The sequence below is a fragment of the Nguyenibacter vanlangensis genome (assembly GCF_013376155.1).
Taxonomy (GTDB): domain Bacteria; phylum Pseudomonadota; class Alphaproteobacteria; order Acetobacterales; family Acetobacteraceae; genus Gluconacetobacter; species Gluconacetobacter vanlangensis.
The window spans coordinates 1-20,288 of record NZ_JABXXP010000008.1; the positions used below are offsets into that span (position 1 = coordinate 1).

The 20,288-nt window shown below is 60.6% G+C and carries 14 protein-coding genes; 5 read left to right on the forward strand and 9 right to left on the reverse strand.

From position 1 onward, the window contains the following. On the forward strand, positions 1-737 hold a 737-nt coding region (locus HUK84_RS01740), incomplete at its 5' end, for a lyase family protein (RefSeq protein WP_246285291.1). A gap of 6 nt (positions 738-743) precedes the next feature. On the opposite strand, the gene HUK84_RS01745 is transcribed toward HUK84_RS01740, so the two are convergent. Next, entirely contained in the window at positions 744-1,439 is a 696-nt protein-coding gene (locus HUK84_RS01745) for a creatininase family protein (RefSeq protein WP_176638680.1), read from the reverse strand. Beyond that, a complete protein-coding gene (locus tag HUK84_RS01750) occupies positions 1,436-2,632 on the reverse strand; it encodes a GntR family transcriptional regulator (protein ID WP_176638681.1) in 1,197 nt (398 codons plus the stop codon). Before HUK84_RS01750 ends, HUK84_RS01745 begins: the two co-directional genes overlap by 4 nt. A 113-nt stretch (positions 2,633-2,745) precedes the next feature. Here HUK84_RS01750 and HUK84_RS01755 point away from each other — a divergent pair, with 113 nt between their 5' ends. The 4 genes from HUK84_RS01755 to HUK84_RS01770 are packed head-to-tail and all read left to right on the forward strand — an operon-like array spanning position 2,746 to position 8,396. Then, positions 2,746-5,058: a TonB-dependent receptor domain-containing protein gene (locus HUK84_RS01755; RefSeq protein ID WP_374729240.1), complete on the forward strand. Its 2,313-nt coding sequence runs from the start codon at positions 2,746-2,748 to the stop codon at positions 5,056-5,058. A gap of 4 nt (positions 5,059-5,062) precedes the next feature. Further along, entirely contained in the window at positions 5,063-6,535 is a 1,473-nt protein-coding gene (locus tag HUK84_RS01760; RefSeq protein ID WP_176638683.1) for a peptide MFS transporter, read from the forward strand. Continuing rightward, the gene (locus HUK84_RS01765; RefSeq protein WP_246285293.1) at positions 6,532-7,449 is read left to right on the forward strand and encodes a polysaccharide deacetylase family protein; all 918 of its coding nucleotides are present in this window, start codon (positions 6,532-6,534) and stop codon (positions 7,447-7,449) included. Before HUK84_RS01760 ends, HUK84_RS01765 begins: the two co-directional genes overlap by 4 nt. Before the next feature lie 8 nt (positions 7,450-7,457). Beyond that, entirely contained in the window at positions 7,458-8,396 is a 939-nt protein-coding gene (locus HUK84_RS01770; protein ID WP_281362719.1) for an isoaspartyl peptidase/L-asparaginase family protein, read from the forward strand. Here HUK84_RS01770 and HUK84_RS01775 read toward each other — a convergent pair. From HUK84_RS01775 to HUK84_RS01805, 7 genes are all read right to left on the reverse strand, one after another. Beyond that, positions 8,374-9,516 (reverse strand): MFS transporter, encoded by a 1,143-nt coding sequence (locus tag HUK84_RS01775; RefSeq protein ID WP_176638686.1) that lies wholly within the window; start codon positions 9,514-9,516, stop codon positions 8,374-8,376. The genes HUK84_RS01770 and HUK84_RS01775 overlap by 23 nt on opposite strands. Before the next feature lie 393 nt (positions 9,517-9,909). Then, a complete protein-coding gene (locus HUK84_RS01780) occupies positions 9,910-11,622 on the reverse strand; it encodes an aromatic amino acid ammonia-lyase (protein WP_176638687.1) in 1,713 nt (570 codons plus the stop codon). 23 nt (positions 11,623-11,645) lie between these two features. Next, positions 11,646-13,991 carry a TonB-dependent receptor gene (locus tag HUK84_RS01785; RefSeq protein WP_176638688.1) on the reverse strand — a complete coding sequence of 782 codons (2,346 nt, stop codon included), beginning with the start codon at positions 13,989-13,991 and terminating at the stop codon, positions 11,646-11,648. A 379-nt stretch (positions 13,992-14,370) separates the two neighbouring features. After that, entirely contained in the window at positions 14,371-15,435 is a 1,065-nt protein-coding gene (locus HUK84_RS01790; RefSeq protein ID WP_218064142.1) for a hypothetical protein, read from the reverse strand. Positions 15,436-15,609: 174 nt separating this feature from the next. Then, positions 15,610-16,392 (reverse strand): helix-turn-helix transcriptional regulator, encoded by a 783-nt coding sequence (locus HUK84_RS01795; RefSeq protein WP_176638690.1) that lies wholly within the window; start codon positions 16,390-16,392, stop codon positions 15,610-15,612. A gap of 77 nt (positions 16,393-16,469) precedes the next feature. Beyond that, positions 16,470-17,507, reverse strand: coding sequence for a heme-dependent oxidative N-demethylase family protein (locus HUK84_RS01800; RefSeq protein WP_176638691.1), 1,038 nt, complete (start codon positions 17,505-17,507; stop codon positions 16,470-16,472). Between the two features lie 30 nt (positions 17,508-17,537). Further along, the gene (locus HUK84_RS01805; protein ID WP_176638692.1) at positions 17,538-20,033 is read right to left on the reverse strand and encodes a TonB-dependent receptor; all 2,496 of its coding nucleotides are present in this window, start codon (positions 20,031-20,033) and stop codon (positions 17,538-17,540) included. Positions 20,034-20,288: the final 255 nt, after the last annotated feature.

A 20,288-nucleotide genomic window follows, 5' to 3' on the forward strand; every position in this document is an offset into this window, starting at 1 on the left:
GCACCGCGGTGGGGACCGGCATCAATGCCGCGCCGGGTTTCGCCGAGGCGGCCGCCGCGCGGATCGCGGCGCTGACGGGTCTGCCCTTCGTCACCGCGCCCAACAAATTCGCCGTCCAGGGCGCGCATGATGCGCTGGTTCAGCTTTCGGGTACGCTGCGGGGCCTGGCCGGGTCGCTGTTCAAGATCGCCAACGACATCCGCCTGCTGTCCTGTGGCCCGCGTGCCGGGTTTGCGGAATTGCGGATTCCCGAAAATGAGCCCGGTTCATCGATCATGCCGGGCAAGGTGAATCCGACTCAGGCCGAGGCCCTGACGATGATCGCGGTGCAGGTGATGGCCAATGACGTGGCGGTGGGGTTCGGCGGTGCGGGCGGCTATCTGGAGATGAATGTCTACAAGCCGCTGATTATTCATAATATCATGCAGTCGATCGGCCTGCTGCATGACGGGTGCCGGAATTTCCGGACGTTCCTGGTCGCCGGCACCGAACCGGACCGGCGGCGGATCGCCGAACATGTCGCGCGATCGCTGATGCTGGTCACCGCGCTGGTGCCGGTGATCGGCTATGACAAGGCGTCCCGCGTCGCGCACCATGCGATGGCGCATGATTTGAGCCTGCGGGACGCGGCGTTGCAGTTGGGATTCGTCAGTGCGGAAATGTTCGACCGGATCGTCGATCCCGCCAGGATGGTTGCCGGCGGAAGGGCCGAGAGCGGTCGGACGCCGGGACTTTGACTTGTGTTAAACTTTCGAGACGATCCGTCTCGTTTCCTTGACCGCGACGGCCCAGATGGCGTTCATTTCAAAGTCACTGCGTTCGTAGCGACCGCCGAAATTGCCGTCGCCCAGACGTTCTCGGACGACCTGTGGTGTGACGTCTCGCAGCCGTTCGGGCGCAATGCCGGGCTTCTGCATGTCCGGCTGGACGACGCCCGGGAGGCGCGTCCATGGGAAATTCTCCATCCAGGACGCGTGCATGGCCAGCGGATCGGTTGTCGTAACGGCCTGCCAGGTATCCGGTGCCCGCCACCAATCGTGGAACACGGCCTTGCATTCGTCGAGTTTCCCGAGCCACGCGGACAGGTCGGGCCAGATCGGACTATTGCCGCCATGACCGTTCACGAACACGAACCGCCGGAATCCCTGACCGTGCAGGCTGTCGACCAGGTCTTTAAGCAGGGCGAGATAGGTCTCTGGTTTCAAGGACACCGTGCCGGGATAGGCCAGGAAGCGCGGGGTCATGCCGAACGGAAGGACAGGGCAGACCGGCACTTTCAGCGGCATGCAAGCCTCGATCGACACGCGTTCGGCGAGGATCGCGTCGGTGAAAAGGCTGAGATAGGCGTGCTGTTCGGTCGAGCCGAGCGGGACAACGATACGATCGTCCGTCTCCAGATAGGCTTCGACCTGCATCCAGTTCATCTCGCGTAGATTCATGAAGGTTCCTGTGATGCTCGTACCCCCTGAACCGGACGGCCGGTCAGGTCGGCGACCAGGCGTCTGACGTCGTGGGGGTTGGGCGTATGCTGATATTCGAAATGAATTGAGTCGGCAGGGAGATTCAGCCCCAGATCGTCTGCGCCGGTGGCATAGACGACGACGTCGGCATTCCGCATCAGGTCCTCGCAGTCCGATGCGTCGATCAGCACGATGGCCGGTTCTTCGATATGTGGTGCGAATTGCTGGACCCCGGCTTTCATCGGCCCTGCAAACTCCGGATTGACGACAACGAGAACTACGCGGCTTCCCGGGTCGATCTGCGCCAGTTTCATCCGCGTTTCCATTGACGGGATGAAAGTGATGACTGCCACGTCCAGGTAAGGCAACAACTGCGCGACCTCGGCGCGGCGATGGGCAAATGTAACAGCCATTTGACACAAGTCAACGCGTTGCCGCTCAGACGGATCTGTCTGCAACCGGGTGATGGTGGTGGGGAGGAACCGCACTTGTCCTTCGCCCAGCCGCTCCATCTGCCGGCAATAGGCGATCGTGGTCTGCATGAAGTTTCCCACCACCATGACTGATGGCGGCGGCGTGCCAAGGCCACTCCCCTCCATCCGAGCGCTGACCAGGCCGAGTACCTCGCTGGTGGTCAGTCCCAGGGCGCGGGCCCGGCCGACCAGAACGTCGATCGCCGACTGGATTTCCGATCTGCGCGCGCCGTCGGCCGACCATCCGGCCATCAGGTCGGCGACGAACGTCCCGGCCCCCGCTCGTCCGCGCAGTATTCCGCCGCGCTTGAGATCCGCATAGACCTGCCCCACCGTGACCGGGGAGATCCCGAGCCGTTCCGCCAGTTCCCGAACCGGGGGTAGCCGCTGGCCTGGCCTGATGATGCCGAGTCCGATTCCGTATTCGATCTGTCCCTTGATCTGCGTTCCAATGGGCAGGTCCAACGTTCTGTCGATCCGGAAGAGAGAGACGTCCAGGCGCTCGCTGGCGTCTTGCTCCGCGGTGTCCGGGTTGGCGGTGTCCTGTCGAATGAGCGCTTCCTCCCCCAATCGTCGGACCGGTTCGACGGCATTCGGGAACGGCGCGACGTACCGGGATAGAGTAAGCAGGAAAATTGAAACAGACAAGAATGCTAAAATTTGCCCATGTGGCGATTTTGTATCATTGAAGAGTAACAATTTATGTGCTTAATCCGGTGGCGGGTCGTTCCGGATGCTAAATGACATTCCGATCGGCCGGTGGCCCGGCATGACGCAACGGAGATGCAGGCACGCATATGTTCATGAACAGGATGAGCCCTATCGGCGCTGCAGCCTTCCTGCTGCTGTCCTCGACCTCCATGGCGGCGGCGCCGCAGAAAACGGCGAAACATGCGCGTCCAGAACGAAGGCCGCGCGCATCGGCGGCTACGCACGAGAATATCATGGTAAACGCAGCGCTGCGGGCTGCGCATAGCGCCATTACCGACGTATCCAGGAAGGATATAGATCGTTTCGTTCCCGGTTCAAGCCCACTCAAAATCCTCGGTAGCCTGACGGGTGCGAATTTCGTGTCCAATGATCCGCTCGGACTCGATATTTATTCGAAATCCTTCTATGTGCGCGGTTTCAACCAGAGCCAGCTCGGCGCTACGCTGGACGGCATTCCACTGGGCGATCAGTCGTACAATAAATATAACGGGCTGGACGTCAATTCGGCGATCATCCAGGACAATATCGTGCGGATGAATCTGAGCCAAGGCGGTGGGGACGTCACGCTGCCGTCGACCAGCGAGCTGGGCGGGGCGATGGAATTCTATTCCGCCGATCCGGCCGACAAGGCGGGTGGCGTGGTGTCGCAAATGTTCGGCAGCTACAACAGTTATCGTACATATGTGAAGGGCGATACCGGTACCTTCACGCCATCCGGAACGAAGGCGTACGTTTCCTACATGCGGGTCGATGCCGACAAGTGGAAGGGCTATGGCGACCAGTTCACGCAGCAGGTGAATGCCAAAATCGTTCAGCCGGTCGGCGACGATAGCAGCATCAAGGTATTTTTCAATTGGAGCGACCTGGCCCAGTACGAATACCAGGACCTGTCGCTGGAACTGCTGCACAAGGTTGGTCAGCGCCTGGATAATTACGCCCCCGACTATCATGCCGCGTATCTGGCAGCCCAGGGGGTCTATCCGGCCTCGTTCGCGGCGCTATCCGATCCGGCCGATGCTGCCTATTACAATGGTGGGCAGGTCGAGCGCGACTATCTGGGTGGGCTGACGCTCGATTTCGACATGGGGCATCATATCCGTTGGAAGACGCTTTTCTATGGGCATGGGGGACAGGAATACTCCACCTGGGCGAATCCCTATGTTGCGTCGCCGACTGGCGCCCCGTTGTCGTTCATGGTCATCCCCGAGCAGATCCGACGTCTGGGCTTTACCACCGAGATGACCCACACCTATGAGAACAACGTTCTGCGCACTGGCGTATGGTTCGAGAATAATTCCTATAATGTCGGCAAATATTATTATTCAGAACCCGTTCTTGGACAGGGTGCGCCGGTCGGCGCGGTCGGGCCGTTCAATATCTATGGCGGCCCGTTCGCCCAGGTTTGGGGCATGGGCTTCAACACCAACACGGTCCAGTACCATTTGACCGATACCTATCATATCCTGCCGGGCCTGGCGATCACAGGCGGTTTCAAGTCTCTGGCCGTCACGACGGCCGGCGGCGCCAATGAAAACGACGTTGCCTATACCAATGTGACGCAACTGCCCAACGGCAGTGTTACGTCGTCGGCCGCATTTCTGCCGCATGTCAATATCGACTGGCATTTCCTGAAGAACCACGAACTCTATTTCGACGTGGCAGAAAACATGCGCGCCTTCACCTATGAAGGCTATCAGTCCGGCAGCGTGCCGTCGCTGTGGGGCGTGAAGAACCAGGCTGCATTCGAGGTCGCGCGCCGGACGCTGACGCCGGAGCACAATTGGACCTATGTCGTCGGATATCATTACTACGGCAAGATCGTGTCGGCGTCGGCCGATGCCTATCGCTCGAATTTTACGCATCGCCTTGGGCTCATGGCCTCGGGCTCGCTGGTCAATCCGACCTCGACCGTCGGCAATCTCGGTGGTGTGACCATGAACGGTGTGGATGCGGACGTCGTGATCCGTCCGGTCCGGCATCTCGCGATCGACAACAGCATCAGCTACAATCATTCGACCTACGACAACAACATCACGTCGGGGGGAGTGCTCTACCATCTGCAAGGCAAGAATGTTCCCGCCTATCCCCAGTTCATGTATAAAACGAGCCTGATTTACAGCTATCGGAGGCTGTCCACCCATTTCGACGCGAGCTACATCTCGCGCCGCTATCTCAGCTATACCAACGATACGAGCGTGCCGGGTTTCTGGATGACGAATATCGGTGCGCGCTACAGTTTCGGCCGGCGGAGCGTCTTCCATGACCTGTCGGTCTCGTTCGACATCTACAACCTGCTGAATACGCCCTATATTTCGACAGTGGGCGAACAGGGCTTCCCGCTGACAGGCGATCGTCAATCCCTGCTGCCCGGTTCGCCGCGCCAGTTCTTCGGTTCGGTCAGCGCAAGGTTCTGACGCGATGACATCCCGCCGGCGTACCTTCCTGCAGATCGCCGCCCTCGAGATCTGTGAGCGGTTCGGTTTCTACGGCCTGCAGAGCGTCTCGGTCCTATATTTCGTGCGGACCATGGGTCTGTCGGAACAGGGTGCCATTATGCTGTGGGGTGCGTTCAGCGCCCTGATGTTCGGCGTTCCCGTCCTGGGCGGCTGGCTGGGTGACAGGGTCCTGGGGGCGCGGCGGACGGTAACCGCCGCGCTGGCGCTGCTGGCGATCGGCTATACCGGCCTGGCCAGCGGCCTGGGCGGAGCGACGGGCGTGTCGCTGGTGCTGGCCGTCCTGGTCTGCGGCGGCGGTATCTTCAAGCCCAACATCACCAGCCTGCTGCGGCATGCATTCAGCGGGACCGATGACCGGCTCGATATCGTATTCACCGTCTATTACATGTCCGTCAATATCGGGGCGACGGTCGCGACGCTGACGATTCCCTTTCTGGCCGTCAGCGTCGGCTGGCAGGCAGGTTTCGGCGTGGCCGCCGCTGTGCTGTGGGCGGGGTTCGCGGTCTCGCTTACGTTGCCGGCCACCGACCCGCGCCCGGCCGGCACGCTCGATCGTCGGCGTTGGCTGCTGTTCGCCGCCGGAATCGGCGTGGCGTTCGCGCTGCTGCATTATCCGGGGCTGGCACGGACCTGCATCTGGATCGCTGCCGTCGCCATCCTGGTGATCTGGATCATGCTCTACCGGCATTCGGCACCGGCCTTGCGTGCCGGACTGAAACTGTCCTTCGCGCTGCAGTCGGAAGCGATCCTGTTCTTCCTGTTCAACCAGCAGATCGCGACCTCGCTGACCGGTTTCGCGCGTGACCATGTTTCTGGAGCGATGCATCTGGCCGGCATGGATTGGACAGTACAGCCCGGCCAGTTCCAGTCACTGAACAATATCTGGATCCTCGCGCTCGCGCCTTGTCTGGCCGCAATCTATCACCGCGCCGAATGCCGGGGGCGGCCGATATCGGTTCATGCGCGTTTCCTGCTGGGCTTCGTGCTGCTGACAGCCTCGTTCGTGCTGTGGCGCGCCGGGGCGCTGGCAGGAGTGCAGGGCCTCATTTCGCCCTGGTGGATGGTGGCGGGATATGCGCTGTTTTCGGCTGGCGAACTGCTGATCGCGGCGCTCGGCTTGGCTGCCATCGCCCGTTACGCGCCACCCGATGCGGTGGGGCGGATGATGGGCTGTTTTTCCGTCCTGGGTGGGTTCGCCAGCTATCTCGGCAGTTTGGTTGCCACCGACGCCGCCCGTGGACCGGAGGCTGGATCGGGCATCGTATCGGCCGCCGCATATGCGCATCTGTTCGGTAACCTGGCGGGGCTGGCGGGGCTGGTTGCCCTGGCCTCGGCCAGTTTCATTCCCCTCGCGCGCAGGATGGACACGCGTTGGCGCCATTCGCGCGCGGAATGTCCGTCCGCTGGCGACACAACCCTGGAAACCTTGTCATGACGACACCCGCCGACAATTCGCCGCCCCCCTGGCGGTGGCCCGAAAGCCGTTGGCGCGCCGCCGTCGGACGTGCCCGGGCTGGACGGTCCCTGCGCCCGGCATCCTGGCCCGGCGGGGCGCGTTGCGCCTTCGCCATGTCATTCGACGCCGATCACGACACGATCCCACTGCGCGACGGCGACGAAAGCCCGATGCGGATCAGCCAGGGCCATTACGGCAACCGGCGCGGCGTGCCGCGTATCCGGGACCTGCTGCAACGGCATGGGGTGCCCGCGACTTTCTTCTATCCCGCCGTGTCCGCCCTGCTCTATCCCGACGAGGTGCGGGGCGTCGTTGCAGACGGGCACGAAATCGGCATCCATTCGTGGATTCATGAGCGGAATACCCATCTGGATGCCGAAACCGAGCTGGACCTGACGGTCCGCGCGCGGACCGTCCTGCAGGATGTCAGCCGCCGGCCGGTCGTCGGTATCCGCACGGCGAGCTGGGATTTTTCAGTCAATACCCTGTCCATCATCCGGCAGATGGGCCTGCTGTACGACAGCAGCCTGATGGCCGACGACGATCCCTACGAACTCGTCCAGGGCGGAGAGGCCACCGGCATTGTCGAACTGCCCCCCGAATGGATTCGCGACGATGCCGTCTACTTCAATTTCGACCGGTTTTCGGCTGTACGCCCTTATACCGCGCCGCGCGATGTCCTGGACATCTTCATGGCGGAATTCCAGGGCGCGCATGAGGAGGGCGGGCTGTTCCTGCTGACGTTGCATCCGCATATCAGCGGACATCGCAGCCGGGTCGGTATGATCGCAGCACTGCTGGAGGTTGCCCGGGCCATGGGCGATGTCTGGTTCGCGACGCACGAACAGGTTGCGACCTGGTGTCGGGCCAACGCGCAGGAACCTACCCCATGAGCATCCTGATGCCGGCACGCCGGCCCGTCATTGCCCTGCATGGCGGTTGCGGCGTCATGTCCCGCGCCGTGCTATCCGAAGACGAATGGGCTGACGCGCGTGCCGATATCCGCAACGCCCTGGAAGCCGGGTATATGATCTTGTCGAATGGCGGGTCGGCCGTGGCGGCGGTGGAAGCCTGCGTCGTGGTCCTGGAGGATTCGCCGCATTTCAATGCCGGCCATGGCGCCGCGCTGAACGCCGCGGCGGAGCATGAACTGGATGCATCGATCATGGATGGCGCCACGGCCATTGCGGGCGCCGTCGCGGCGGCACGGGCGGTGCGCAACCCGGTGCGACTGGCCCGACTGCTGATGACCCGGAATATTCCCATGATGCTGGCCGGTCCCGCCGCCGACGATTATGCGACCGAGCAGGGCCTGGAGACGATGCCGCAATCCTACTTTACCACGCCCCGCCGTGTACAGGCTCTGGAGGCAATGCGCGCGCACAAGCGTTTGGGCACCTTTGCCAGTGAGAGCGAGAAGCATGGTACGGTCGGTGCCGTGGCGCTGGATTGCAATGGGAATCTGGCAGCCGCGACCTCGACCGGCGGCTTTACCAACAAGGCCGTCGGTCGCGTCGGGGACAGTGCCATCATCGGTGCGGGAACTTATGCGAAAAATGGTGTCTGTGCCGTTTCCTGCACCGGTCAGGGGGAATATTTTATCCGTCACGTCGTGGGGCACGAGATCGCGGCGCGCGTGCAGTATGAAGGGCGTTCCGTTGCGGACGCCGTACGCTCGGTACTCGCGGAAGCATTTAATCCGTACGGTATCGGCGGGGGAATCATCGCTGTTGATCCTGCTGGTTCCGTAACGGCTGAGTTTAATACCGAGGGAATGTTCCGCGGCTGGATTAACGCGGCCGGAGATGTTTTTGTAGCTACCCACAAGGATGATGATTGAGTACGGCGCGACAATCAGGATGAGAACCCATTGCGCATTGGGAAATTTTGCCGGAGGTCTGACTGCGCCGCAGAGCGCGGGCAATGGCGGGTATGCAGACCGGTAGCAGCGTAGCGCCGAACAGGAAACCGATCACGCCGAGCATGAGATGTGAGCCATGATCCAGCACCATACCGCCGATCGGGGCCCCCACGGCATAGGCGATCCGGTCGCAGCCGCCGCCCAGGGTGCCGACGCGGCCGCTGCGGTCCAGGATGGCGGCGGCGCCCAGTAGATAAGCGTAGGCGATCATGACGAAGATCCAGTACATCAGGACCCCGGCGCAATAAGTGACCTCGCTCCATGACAGCGCCGTCAGCAGGCATGACAGGGCGGTACCCAGTATCCCGACGACAAGAGACAGGACGCGGCTGACCCGTCCCGCGATCACGGCACCGAACATGTTGGCCAGGAAGCCCATCACGATTCCCGCCGACGACAGCATGACGATCACATTTTGCGGGACATGGATTGCGAGACCGGTCTGATCGGCGAAGGACCAGACCATGCTGGAGCCGATCGAATAGCTGATCCACATGGCCAGCAGCGGTAGCGTTCCGGCGGCCAGGGCGGTGCGCGATTGCGCGGCGGCGGCTGCCCCGACCGGATTGTCCCGCCCCAGGGCGCGCATGAAGGGTGCAAGCAGGATGGTCAGCGCGGCGATGGTCAGGAAGGGACCGAGTGCGCCGAAGGCCGATGTCGTCCAGGGAACGGCCATGATGGCGGCGACCACCACCACCAGTCCGCCGCCGCAGGCCAGAGAGTAGATTCGGTCTGGATTTCCGTCGCTCGACACGCTGGAAATGAAGGCGGCGAAGATCAGCCCATAGCCCGCGCCCCCCATGATGGCGCATGCCCAGATCCATGGCAGCCAACCCGGTCCGAGATAGACCAGCACATGGCCGATCACGATCAGGAATGCGCCGATCATGGCTCGTGCGTTGTGGGACAGATGCCCGAGTAGTGGCATAGCCAGAATCATGGCGACGGATAGAGAGACAATTTCGAAGAAGCCGAACCAACCGGCGTTGCTTGCGGACAGATGGAACCGTTCGATCAGGGCACTGATCTGGAACGGCATCGTCGAAGAACCGAGATGAGATATCCCTGATGCGATGGAAGCGGCGATCACCAGGCGAGTCGTGTCGTTTGGGGCCGGACGTGATTGTGCTACGCCGAGTTCCAGATGTTCGATTTCGAATTCCACGGTCGTTTCCCCTTTATGATGCAACAGGGCTTCATGTGCGTTTCCATTAAAAAAGACGAATACGTTCTTCGATCCGGCAGCAGTAAAGGACGCTCGGGACGAGATTTCATTACAACCGTATCTGATCAGATATTTCGAGAAGATAACGTAACGGTCATTCGGCTGTGGAATGGATGGTCACCGCAACGGTCGGGATATATTTCGGCGGCGCAGCGTATCATGCCACGGTAAGTTCGGTGCGTTTCCGTTCCGGGATCGTTGCCATTTTTAAATCCCGTGATCGAGATAACGGGCTGGATTGGTAACGTTGATGAATGCGACGCGATCGGTCATCGTGCCGTCCAGATCCCGGCAAAGGGCCATGCTCGCCGCGCCAAAGCCGCGCTTGGGATTCTGGATACGGCGCAACGTCATCCAGTCGCATCCGGTGGTCAGGTCAAGGGCCAGAAGATGGATCGTATCCTCCACCGTGTCATGCAGGCGAACGGTTTTCAGATAGGTCTGCGCCTGAAGATCCTCAACCGTCGCGATGATCGCGTTGCCTTCCGGCGAAACCGGATTCATCTGCCCCTGCACGTCCTGAAAAATATCGGCGGCGGTATAGTCGCTGCGGAAGCCGGAATGTTGCAGCACCTGGTCGGGCGACAGCACGTCATGCGGCGAGACGACGGTGAACAACGTGTTGTCGAAACGATAAAGCCGTTGTGTCACTGCCACGTCCATGTTCCCCAGCGCGATGGTCATGGCTTCTACTTGGTTCGCCAGCGGATAGGGGTCCCAATTGGCATTCGACAGGACATAACCATGTAGGTGTCGGTCCGCGTCGCTGCCCCGCACATAGTAGCGCATCATCTGCGGCGTTGACAGTTCCCAGGAATCCCCCGGCGACACCCCGACCCGGGTGGCCGGATTGTGATCCGAACTGTTCATCGCAAGAAGAACCGTATCGCGCAGCGCGGCCCAGGCTTGCCAGGCGGAACCCTGGCGGATGGACGACGCACGCAGGCTCTCGGGGTCCTGGATGATGCGATGCGGATCGTTGTCCATGAGGTAGCTGCCCCTGAGCAGGCCCAGGACACGCGCCGCGTCACGGTTCAGCCATGTGTAGGGACGCGCGGCCTGCACAGGGGAGGACAGGGGCGTGATGCTGCTGTTCATCCCTTGCAAGTCGATCGCCAGCGCCAGGTCTGCCCAATCCAGCGCCCGGCGGGCCTTTTCCACCGCTATCGCCGCCCGTGCCACCGCGTAGGCATCGGAACTGATCAGCGCGGCATCATCGGCTGCGAATGGTTGCAGCGGGCGAAGGCCCGCCCTGCGCAGGGCCTCAATCGCCTTCATCCGTTCGCCGTGATAATAGGCGTTGCCTTCCCCGACCATTGTCGCGCCGATCGCGGCGATGACAGCAAGGTCGCCCTCGCCCAGTGACCCGCGCAGCGGTATGACCGGCGTGACCCGGTGGTTAAGCAGATCCTGCAGCATCTGGGTTAAAGGCGGGCTTGCAGCCTCGTAGCTCATGGTATTGGCGCGGATGGCCATTACGGCGCGGACCAGGGCTTCATCGTCGACTTCGGCCCCAGACCAGGAGCGGCCTTCGCGCCGGAAACGGTCGAGCTGGATTTTCTCCAGCAATGCCTTGTTGGCGGGGGCCAACGGATCGCCGGTAAAGATCGAGACTTCGCGCTGGTCGCCGGCGCCGCGGTTGAACCAATAGACTGGCACGCCCTCCCGCGCCGCTTCCAGCAGCAGGTCATAGGCGTCCTGCGACCGTTGCCGTGCCGACGGGGACAGCGAAACCGGCGCGCCGTCACGCGCGATGCGCATCAACTGGTCCAGCGTCAGGTCATGGCCGGTCAAGACCACCGTCGAGCCTGCCGTCGACGTGATCGGATGATAGGCGCGAGCCGACGGCGCAACGGCGAGGGACAGCAGCATGGCCAGCGTGCCAGCGGCGCGCGAGCGGAAGGAATGATTCCGGAACATCGTCCTGACTCTCTCTTCTGTCATCAGAAATGCGCCGAAATCGTTCCGAAGAACTGCCTGGGCGCGCCAGGCATGAAGGATTGGTAATCGCCCTGGAGCGGATTTCCTTCCTCGCCAACCACCGCGATCCATTTCTGGCCCAGCAGGTTGTAGATGTTGAGCTGGAGCGACAGGTTCCGTAGTGCCCCCAACTGGCCGAAATCGTAGCTAGCCCCGAAATTGGTGATGAAATAATGCGGCGCTGCCACGGTATTCATGTAATCGACGTAGCGATGGCCTTCATAGTTTTCGTCAATATCGGTGGAAAATCCTTTGTAGCGATAGGAAATCTGGCTTTTCCACATCAGAATCGGCATGTTCGGAGCCTGCTTGCCTCGGACCTGCGCCACACCCGACGAGGTCGTGTAGTTGTTGTCATAAGTGGCGCGGTTCCAACTGAAGCTGTTGTACCAGGAAATATGCCGGGGGAAGTGGATCGTGCCGCTAACCTCCAGCCCGTTCATGGTGACACCGCCGACATTCTGCACCGTGGCGTAGGAATTGATGATCGATCCCTGCGCAATGGTCAGAAGGCGGTTGGAGAAATTGGCCCGGTAGCCGGTCAGCAAGCCGTCGAACCAACGGCGGTGGATTCTGTATCCGGCTTCGTACACCCATGCGGTTTGTGGCTTGAGTGATTTCTGTTCCTGGCGAAACGCGTTCGCGTCGGTGATGCCGAACGGCGAGCCCTGATTCCAGCCGCTGAAAGAGAAGGTGCTCATGTTCTTCGAGACGTCGAAGAACAGTTCGTCGTGCGACGTAACCTTCCAACTCGCGCTGACCTGCGGCAGGAAGGCTGCGGCTGCTGTCAGGCCGCCGGAGGGCAGCGTATCCTGGCCGGTGAAGGCTGGATTGTTGAACAGAATTCCGCTGCGCGTGGTCGAGACCAACGATTTGAAACCTGCGTTGACCTGAAGATTCGGCAGCACCCGGTATGTGTCGTACAGATGAAACTGAAACGTATTGGTATTGAAGACGTAGCCCCATTCATCCAGAAACGCGTTCTGGGTATTCTGCCATACATAGGGGCTGAGCGGCTGGCCCTGACCCAGAAGCGGTTCCTGATAGAGGCGACGGTTCTGGATGTAATTATTGTTTTCGAACCATATTCCAGTGTGAAAATCATTCCGCATGTAACGCCAGGCGAAATTGCTAACGAGACCATAACGCTGTCCGCCTTCGTCACGCCCCTGCATGCTCAGCGGTGCACCATTGGGTGACGGCGTGTACGGCGTCACCCAGGTACTGAAGCCGGCATCGGCGATCGCATACGCTGTAGTGCGCCAGGTCATGCCATGGCCCAGCGCCGTATCCAGCGTGGTTGAACCGACGAAATCCTGTCGCAGGCCCGACCCGGCGTAATATGCGGCGTCGAGTGCGTCGTTCGTTTTATTTTCGCCGCGGGTGTAGGTGCCGAGCGCGGCGTTGTAGGCGGCGGCGTAATCGGGATAATAATTGTCCCAGTTCGGTCCCAGTATATGAATATAGTTCATCGACAGATCCTGGTAGTCGATTTCCTTGCGGTCGCTCCAGTCGAAATAGGTCGTCCAGGTCGTATGGTCGCCGAACGGCTGGACCAGCTTCGCATTGATCTGATCATAGAGGTTCGAACCAGCCCCCTTCCATTTGTCCAGGGTGGAATGGGCGTAGGACAGGAAAAAGCGTGTGCCGGAACCGTTCAGTGCACCGCTGTCGACCCGAGCGAAGGTACGGAACGTGTCGTTGCTGCCGAAGGTCTGCTGTACGGTGCCACCGGGTTTCAGGCTGGGATCGGCGGTATAGAACTGCATCGTGCCGCCCAGGTTGCTCAGCGACGGGACTTCGACCGACCCTGCACCCTGAGAGACTGTGGTGCTGCGGATATTCTCGCTCAGGACTGTACGGTTCACATTGATGCCGCGTTCGGTATCGTATTCCATCGGCCCCAGAGGGATGTCATCCAAGGTAAAGCCAAGCTGATCCTGTGCGAAGCCGCGCACGGTGATCCGGGTCGACCATTCATAGGCCCCAAATGGATCGGCGGACATGAAATTCACGCTGGGCAGACGGGCCAGGACCTTCATGGCGCTGGTGCCGGGAACGGAGCGGCGCAATTCGCTGCTACTGATGGTTGCCATTTGCCGTGTCGAGCCGCCGCCAAAGACCTGGATGTCTTCCGTAGTAATGGCCGCGGCCCGTTTGGGCATGGATGCAGACGGTTTTACCGCACCTTTCCGCGTATCTGCCTTGCGCGCCGATTGCGGGGCGACAGGCTGCATCGCGGCAATCGCGGCGCATGGCACCAAAGCTACGCTGGCAAAAAGAACCGTCCTGAAACCTCTGAAACGCATGATCGCCTCATTTTGCGGAAACCAGTGTAGGCATGGAATATTTGGCGTTGTCCGCTTCGATTATGATTTGGAATCGTAATAAAATACAGAGCATCCCGGGCTCGTTTCAAGCGAATTTTGTTTCTAGGAGGAAAATAAATTTCCTGAACATAATATGTCCCTCGTCATGCTTCTGATGAAAACCTGCTCCGGTCCATAGGGCCGGGATGGAGTGACGGGTGGGAACGGATTGTGATGACAGCAGTCAGGATATGCGGCAAGCGCGTGGGTGAGAGTCCGGCCGGGAACATGTCCCTCGGCCGGTCGTCGGCATTAGCGCATTGTTCTGGCGAGTATTTTTACCCGTTCAAACTATTCCGTTTGAACGGGTGAAGATGTTCTAGGCAAGTTGCGCCAGATCCAGCGCGTCTCGCAGGCGATGGGCTTCCTGGCGGGAAACGGGACCGTGCTGCAGTAAGGCAATCAGGTCATTGAGATCGCCCACGACATGCCGCAGGGCCTGTGAGACCTGTTCGGGTGTGGCGTCGAATGGCATTTCCGCCAGCAGTTCGTTTAATCGGTGACGCGCGACCCAGGATCGATGACGCGCCCATTCGGCGGCCGCGCATTGGCGTTCCAGCATATAGTTCCGGTCCTGAGCGCCGTGCTCGGAAATTTCGATCCATTCGATGCGGTTCGGATCGGGAACCTTGACATTCCGGGACACATAGCTCTGCACCAGGCTGCTGCGGAAACCTAGTTCCTCCAGGCGCGAGGCCCGGTGAAAGACCGTGCAGCCCTGCATGTAGCACGCATAGCCGGGGCCGGGAAAGTTGGGCGTGATGATCCGGTCCTCGGGAATGCTTTTGCCCGAGCGAATCAGTTCCCATCCTTCCTGCCTGGTGCCTTCGAATATCTGGAACCGGCCGCCTTGCAGCGCATTGGGATCGTGGACCATCAGCACCCAGTCGAAGGCGGTTGCGTCGTGATGCCAGGTATCGACTTCCTTCGAGAGTTCTCTTGGCTGAAAATTCATGTGCCCCTGCTGGTGGGTGATCGTATGGGGCAGGAGCGAGGTCTGGAACATGTCCGAAAAGAACGCCGTGATGTCCGGTGACAGGCAGAGGTCGCGAATGAAGCGCGAACGGTGCGTTGTGCCGCGGAGCGCCGCCGGCACGCGGGGGCCCGCACTATCGTAGCGGATATAGGGTTGCAGCTTGCGGGTGATGTCTTCAAGAACTGCGATACCCTCGTCGCTCAGAAGGCGGGCCGGGCTGGTTGCAGCGACTGGCGAGGCGAAGCGCGATATGAAATGCTCATCATATCCCAGATCAGACAGCATCCAGATTTTTTCGGGATATTCCAACTGCAGGTGAATGGCCGGATCAAAGGCCGGTTCGTCCCGAAGCACATATTCATATCCGGGCGGTGCCGAAGTGGGATAAATATCGTCTTGTGCGAGCATCTCTGTACCTTTCCTGTTCCTTGCCATCGGATCGGACCGGCCGGCGCGCAGTGCAGCGGTGTAGCCGTTCGTTCAATGTTGAACCGTAATGGTAATATCGGGATTCATGGTTATAAGTTTGTCTTATTGACCCGCGCGGTGTTCCGCAGACACGTGGAGTCATCGGGCCAGGGATCAGAACATACCTGTCCGTTGCAGGGTTGAGACCAGAGCACGTTCCGATGTCACGTTCGCCTTGCGATAAAGGCGTAACCGGTAGTTCTTGACTGTGCCTTTTGAGATCTGCAATGCCTGGGCGATCTCACCGGTATTGCGGCCGCGCATGATAAGGGCGATTAAATCCTGCTCTCTCGGGGTGAGGCGCGTGGCCAGATCGGACCATGGATCGTGTGCGTCATCGCCAGCCCGGGATGGCGGGTAGGAGGGGGGCACCGGCCGCCTGTCGGTCCGGGTGCTCAAATGCGCGCGGTGCATTCCCACGATCAGGGGCATGACCTTGCGCACCGCAGCGATGTCTCGGGGGCTGAACATCCTGGCATCGTGTTGCAGGAACAGGCTGACGGCCCGGCCGGAGGTACTGGGCAGCAATACCCCCAATTCGTCCCGGAATCCCGCGTCGCTGCGGAAAGCCTCGGTATAGCGGGCATTTTTGACAGACGGGTCCAATGTTTCCAGCGTCAGGACCTCGGCGTCCCGACAGAGCCGCGAGACCTGCCAGAACGGATCGACCTCATAAAAATCACGGCAGTAGCTGGTCAGCGTCCGTTTCGTGACGCCGGCGGTATGGAACACGTCGGGCGGGTTTTGGTCTGAATAGGTGATGATCCAGGTCGAGCAATGCTGGACCACCAGCCCGAGCAGCGACAGGAGATGGACATAGAAAATGTCCGACCCGATCGAGGCTGCGGCGGTTCCGGCTTGCTGAAACCAGGCGCAGGAGCCCGGCATCGCGATCATCGCGGGTGATGCCGTCCCTTGATGCACGTTTCCCGGTTCCTCCGTGAAATCTGGTGGCCCAAGATACCGCGCGCCGATCAGACAAGTCCGGTCGCGTCATGCTGGATGCCAGGGGAAAGTGGGGTGCCGTCGTCGTAACGCGACAGGAACTTTACCGTGACCTGTCGGTACAGGTCCAGTCCCTTATATGTCGACAGCGCGGGGTCGAGATCGCGCAGGACCCGATGCAGCCGGGCGCGCCATTTCGGTACGCGCACGATGTCGCGCAGTGGCAGGAGGTAGGTGCGGATCGAAAACGCCAGCGCATGCGAGCGCGGCAGGCGGAAGAGGGCCTGCAGTTCCACGCGCAGGTGGACCCGGTCGGCCACGTCGTCCAGGGTGACGGTCGCGCGGTCCGGCCCCCAGATCGTGTAGTTTTCCGTTGATGTGTCGAGCCACGGATTGACCGTCATCGTCCAGTTCAGCCGGCGTACCGGATGCTCATGCCGGACCATCAGCAGATATCGCAGTGCGCGGTCGAACACTCCGAGTTCATGCGCCTTGGGCACCGGGGCGTGCCATTGGTGAAAAGACATGCCCACATCAAATTTCAGAGACCAGTCGGCCGCACCGGTCACCATGCCTGCATCCATCCAGAGAGTGTTGTCGCGCTGATCCAGCAACACCATGTCGCCCTGCATCTGTCGCGCGATGAAGCGGAATGGCGCTTCGTCGAAACCAGCCGGGTCACCGAAGGTGAAGGCATGGTCGATGTCCAGCAGCCGATTGATCCATCGCCAATGTCCGCCGTTGCGTTCCAGGCTGAAATGGTGGGGATAATCGGCGGCAAGCGATGTCATCGCCAGTTCGAGAAAATCCCACTGCGCCTGCTCCATGTGCGGCAGAATGAGGCAGCGTCGGGGGTCTTCGGCCAGAATTCGAGCTTTTTGCCGGCATTCGGTGAGGTAATGTTCGTCGCTGTCGAAGGCGGCGCGCATCGATTCCACCCGCGCCGAGGGCGTGTGCGGTTCGACGTTGAAGGAATACATGTAGCTGTCTTCGGGAAACGGATAGGGAAAACGCAGGATCGTTTCGTCGCTGTTCACCAGGAGAGGAGGGGGCAAGGGTTCAGGCATTGCGGTCTCCGTTCGCGGTATGCGGGACAATCAGAATTCCGCTCGTGCGGTGCCGAAGAACTGACGCACGGCGCCGCGTTCCATCGACTGGGCGTCACCGCTGACGGGGAAACCGTTTTCGCCCATCATCGCGATATATTTGGCGTTGAACGTGTTATAGACGTTGAAGCTGACGGTCAGGTTCTTCATCATGCCGTAATTCCCGAGCAGGTATCGCGCGCCCAGGTCGGACAGCCAATAGGCCGGAACGCTGGTATCGTTCATCAGTGAGAAGGGCCGCGCGGAATAATAGTTCACGCCGAAATGAACCAGGAAGCGGCCCCAACTATAAGAGGCGTCGGCCTTGTACATGAAGGCCGGATAGCCGCTGAGCCGTTTGCCCTGAAGGTTGCAGACCATGCCGCCGGTGCACAGATTGACGGGAGTGTCATAGGTGAAACGATTGTAGCTGAACGTATTGGTAATGGCGAGGCGCGGAAGCGGGCGGAGCGTCGCTGCGGCATCGGCCCCCCACATGTCGGCGTGATGGGTGTCGAGCACCGTCGTCACCGGCGCGTTCAGCGTGCCGAGCGAGGCCGAGATCAGATGATGGTAGAGGTCAGCATGGTAGGCATCCGCCGTCACCGAGATGAGCTTGCCGGTATAGCGATAGCCGAGAACGAAATCCCAGTCGCGTTCGGGATGCAGGGTTCGCTGTAGCGTCTTGAACAGGTCCTGGGAGGTTTGTGGCGGCATCTGGCCGTTGGTGGGGGCAGGTACGGCGACGTTCCAGGGCGATCCGACGGCGCCCAGGCTGGCGGCGCCGCTGACGCTGTAGGGACGCATATTCTCGGCCATGTCGAAATAGAGTTCATGTCCTTGGGCAAAGTGCCAGTCCAGGTTCACATGGGGGAGGAAGCCGCTGGCCGCGGTCATGCTGCCATTGGCCAGGGGACCGTAATTGAGTTCGGGGTTGTTGTAATCTGCCCCGCCCGACGTTGTCTGCACCAGAGATTTGAAGCCGTAGGTTACGCTGATGTTGCGCAGAGGGCGCCAGACATCCATGGCGTAGTACTGGAACGAGTTGGTGTTCCACTGATAGCCGACATCCTGGAGGAAGGCTCGGCCATAGACGTTATAGGGCCCGATCGTCTTCAATGGTGCGCCGTGGCCCAGAAGCGGCTCGTTGTACCAGAACAGGGCGAATTGCTGATTGTTATTTTCGAACCAGACGCCGGTGCTGATCGCATGGCGACCGACAAAATAGTGCAGTGATGTCTGGAAACCGTAGCGTTCCTGCCGGGGTTGCCAGACTTCCTCGGACAGGGGCGCGCCGGTGGCCGAAGGCTGGTAGGGATCACCGTATGTCTGGTACTGCGTGTCGCTGTGGCCGTAGATCGTGGCTTTCCAGCGCAGGCGATCATTGATCGCGATATCGAAATTCAGCCCGCCGAGATAGTCGATCGAAGTTTGTCCGCCATCATAGAATGAGACGCCGGCTTGCGCGTTGGTGTTGAACCATCCCGCGGGCAGGCCGGCGCCGCCAAGCACGCCCGGTGGTGTGGCGCAGGACGGGGCCAGGCCGCCGCAATAGGCGACCCAGTTTGCAGCGGCATAGGCCGCCGCGTAGTTCGGATAGAGGTCCTCGACCCGCCAGCCGAGCTTGTTGAGAATGTCGAACGATTTGTCGGCATGGACCCAGACCTGTGCCTCGGACCAGTTGAAGAAGGCCGACATGGTGCTGTCCGCCCCCAGGGGCTGGACCAACTTTCCGTCCGCCTGCTGTAGAATTCCGGAACTGGGGGAGTCGTATTTTTCCTCGTAATTGCGTGAATAGGATCCGAAGGCGCGCGTACCCGTGTGGTTCAGGTCGCCGCTATCGAGGCGGATATAGGTATGTTCCATGCCATAGGAACCAAAACCTTGTTCGATGATCGCCCCGGCCTTGTGCTTCGGGTCGGCGGTGGAGAATTGCATCGCGCCGCCGAGATTGGTGTTGGACGGCACGTCCAGCGCGCCGCCGCCCTGCGATACCGAGACATTGGCGATGTCCGCCGTGATGACCGCATTGGCGACGTTGAGGCCATTGACGTTGCCGTAGCCCTGGTCGTTGAGCGGAATGCCATCCAGGGTCACGCCCAACTGGTTCTGGAAGAAGCCGCGCATATAGACGCTCGCCCCCCAGGTATCGATGCCCAGCGGGTCAGAGGAACTGAAACTGACGCCGGGCAATTGCCCCACGGCCTTGAGGACGTTCGTGCCGGGGGCGAGCTGTTCGATCGCCGCGCGTGAGACGACGTTTTCCGTATTGCGCGCTTCGTGCGCACGTGCGGTGACCGACACCGATTCATCATCGGCGGCCAGGCGCGCGGGGCGACGTCCCGCCTGGGTGGAGGATTTCAATGTTGCGTTTCGCTGTGTCGTTCCACGGGGTTTTTCGTCGTTACGGGTGGCTGCCTGCAAGGGCGTGGGCAGCATCAGCGGCAACGAAATGAGGGACGTCGTCGCGATTACCAATAGGGTCGTCGAACCGATCCTGACTGCCATATGGGCCAGCCCTTTCCATGATATCGAACGCCGGCGTCACAACCTTCAGTTTCATGCGTCGGAGCGATCACGTCGCAATGGGTGATTCGTTTCCGTAACCAAGGATATGGTTTGTGACCTTGAATGCCAAGAAATGTTTTTTATGTATAAGAAAGTCTGATACCTTGCGGGTGGGGGAAGGGCAACCGTCTGGGATATAGCACTTTTTGTCGGTTGCGCCGGCCCGATGGCCGCTTGCAATGATGCCGGTTGGCA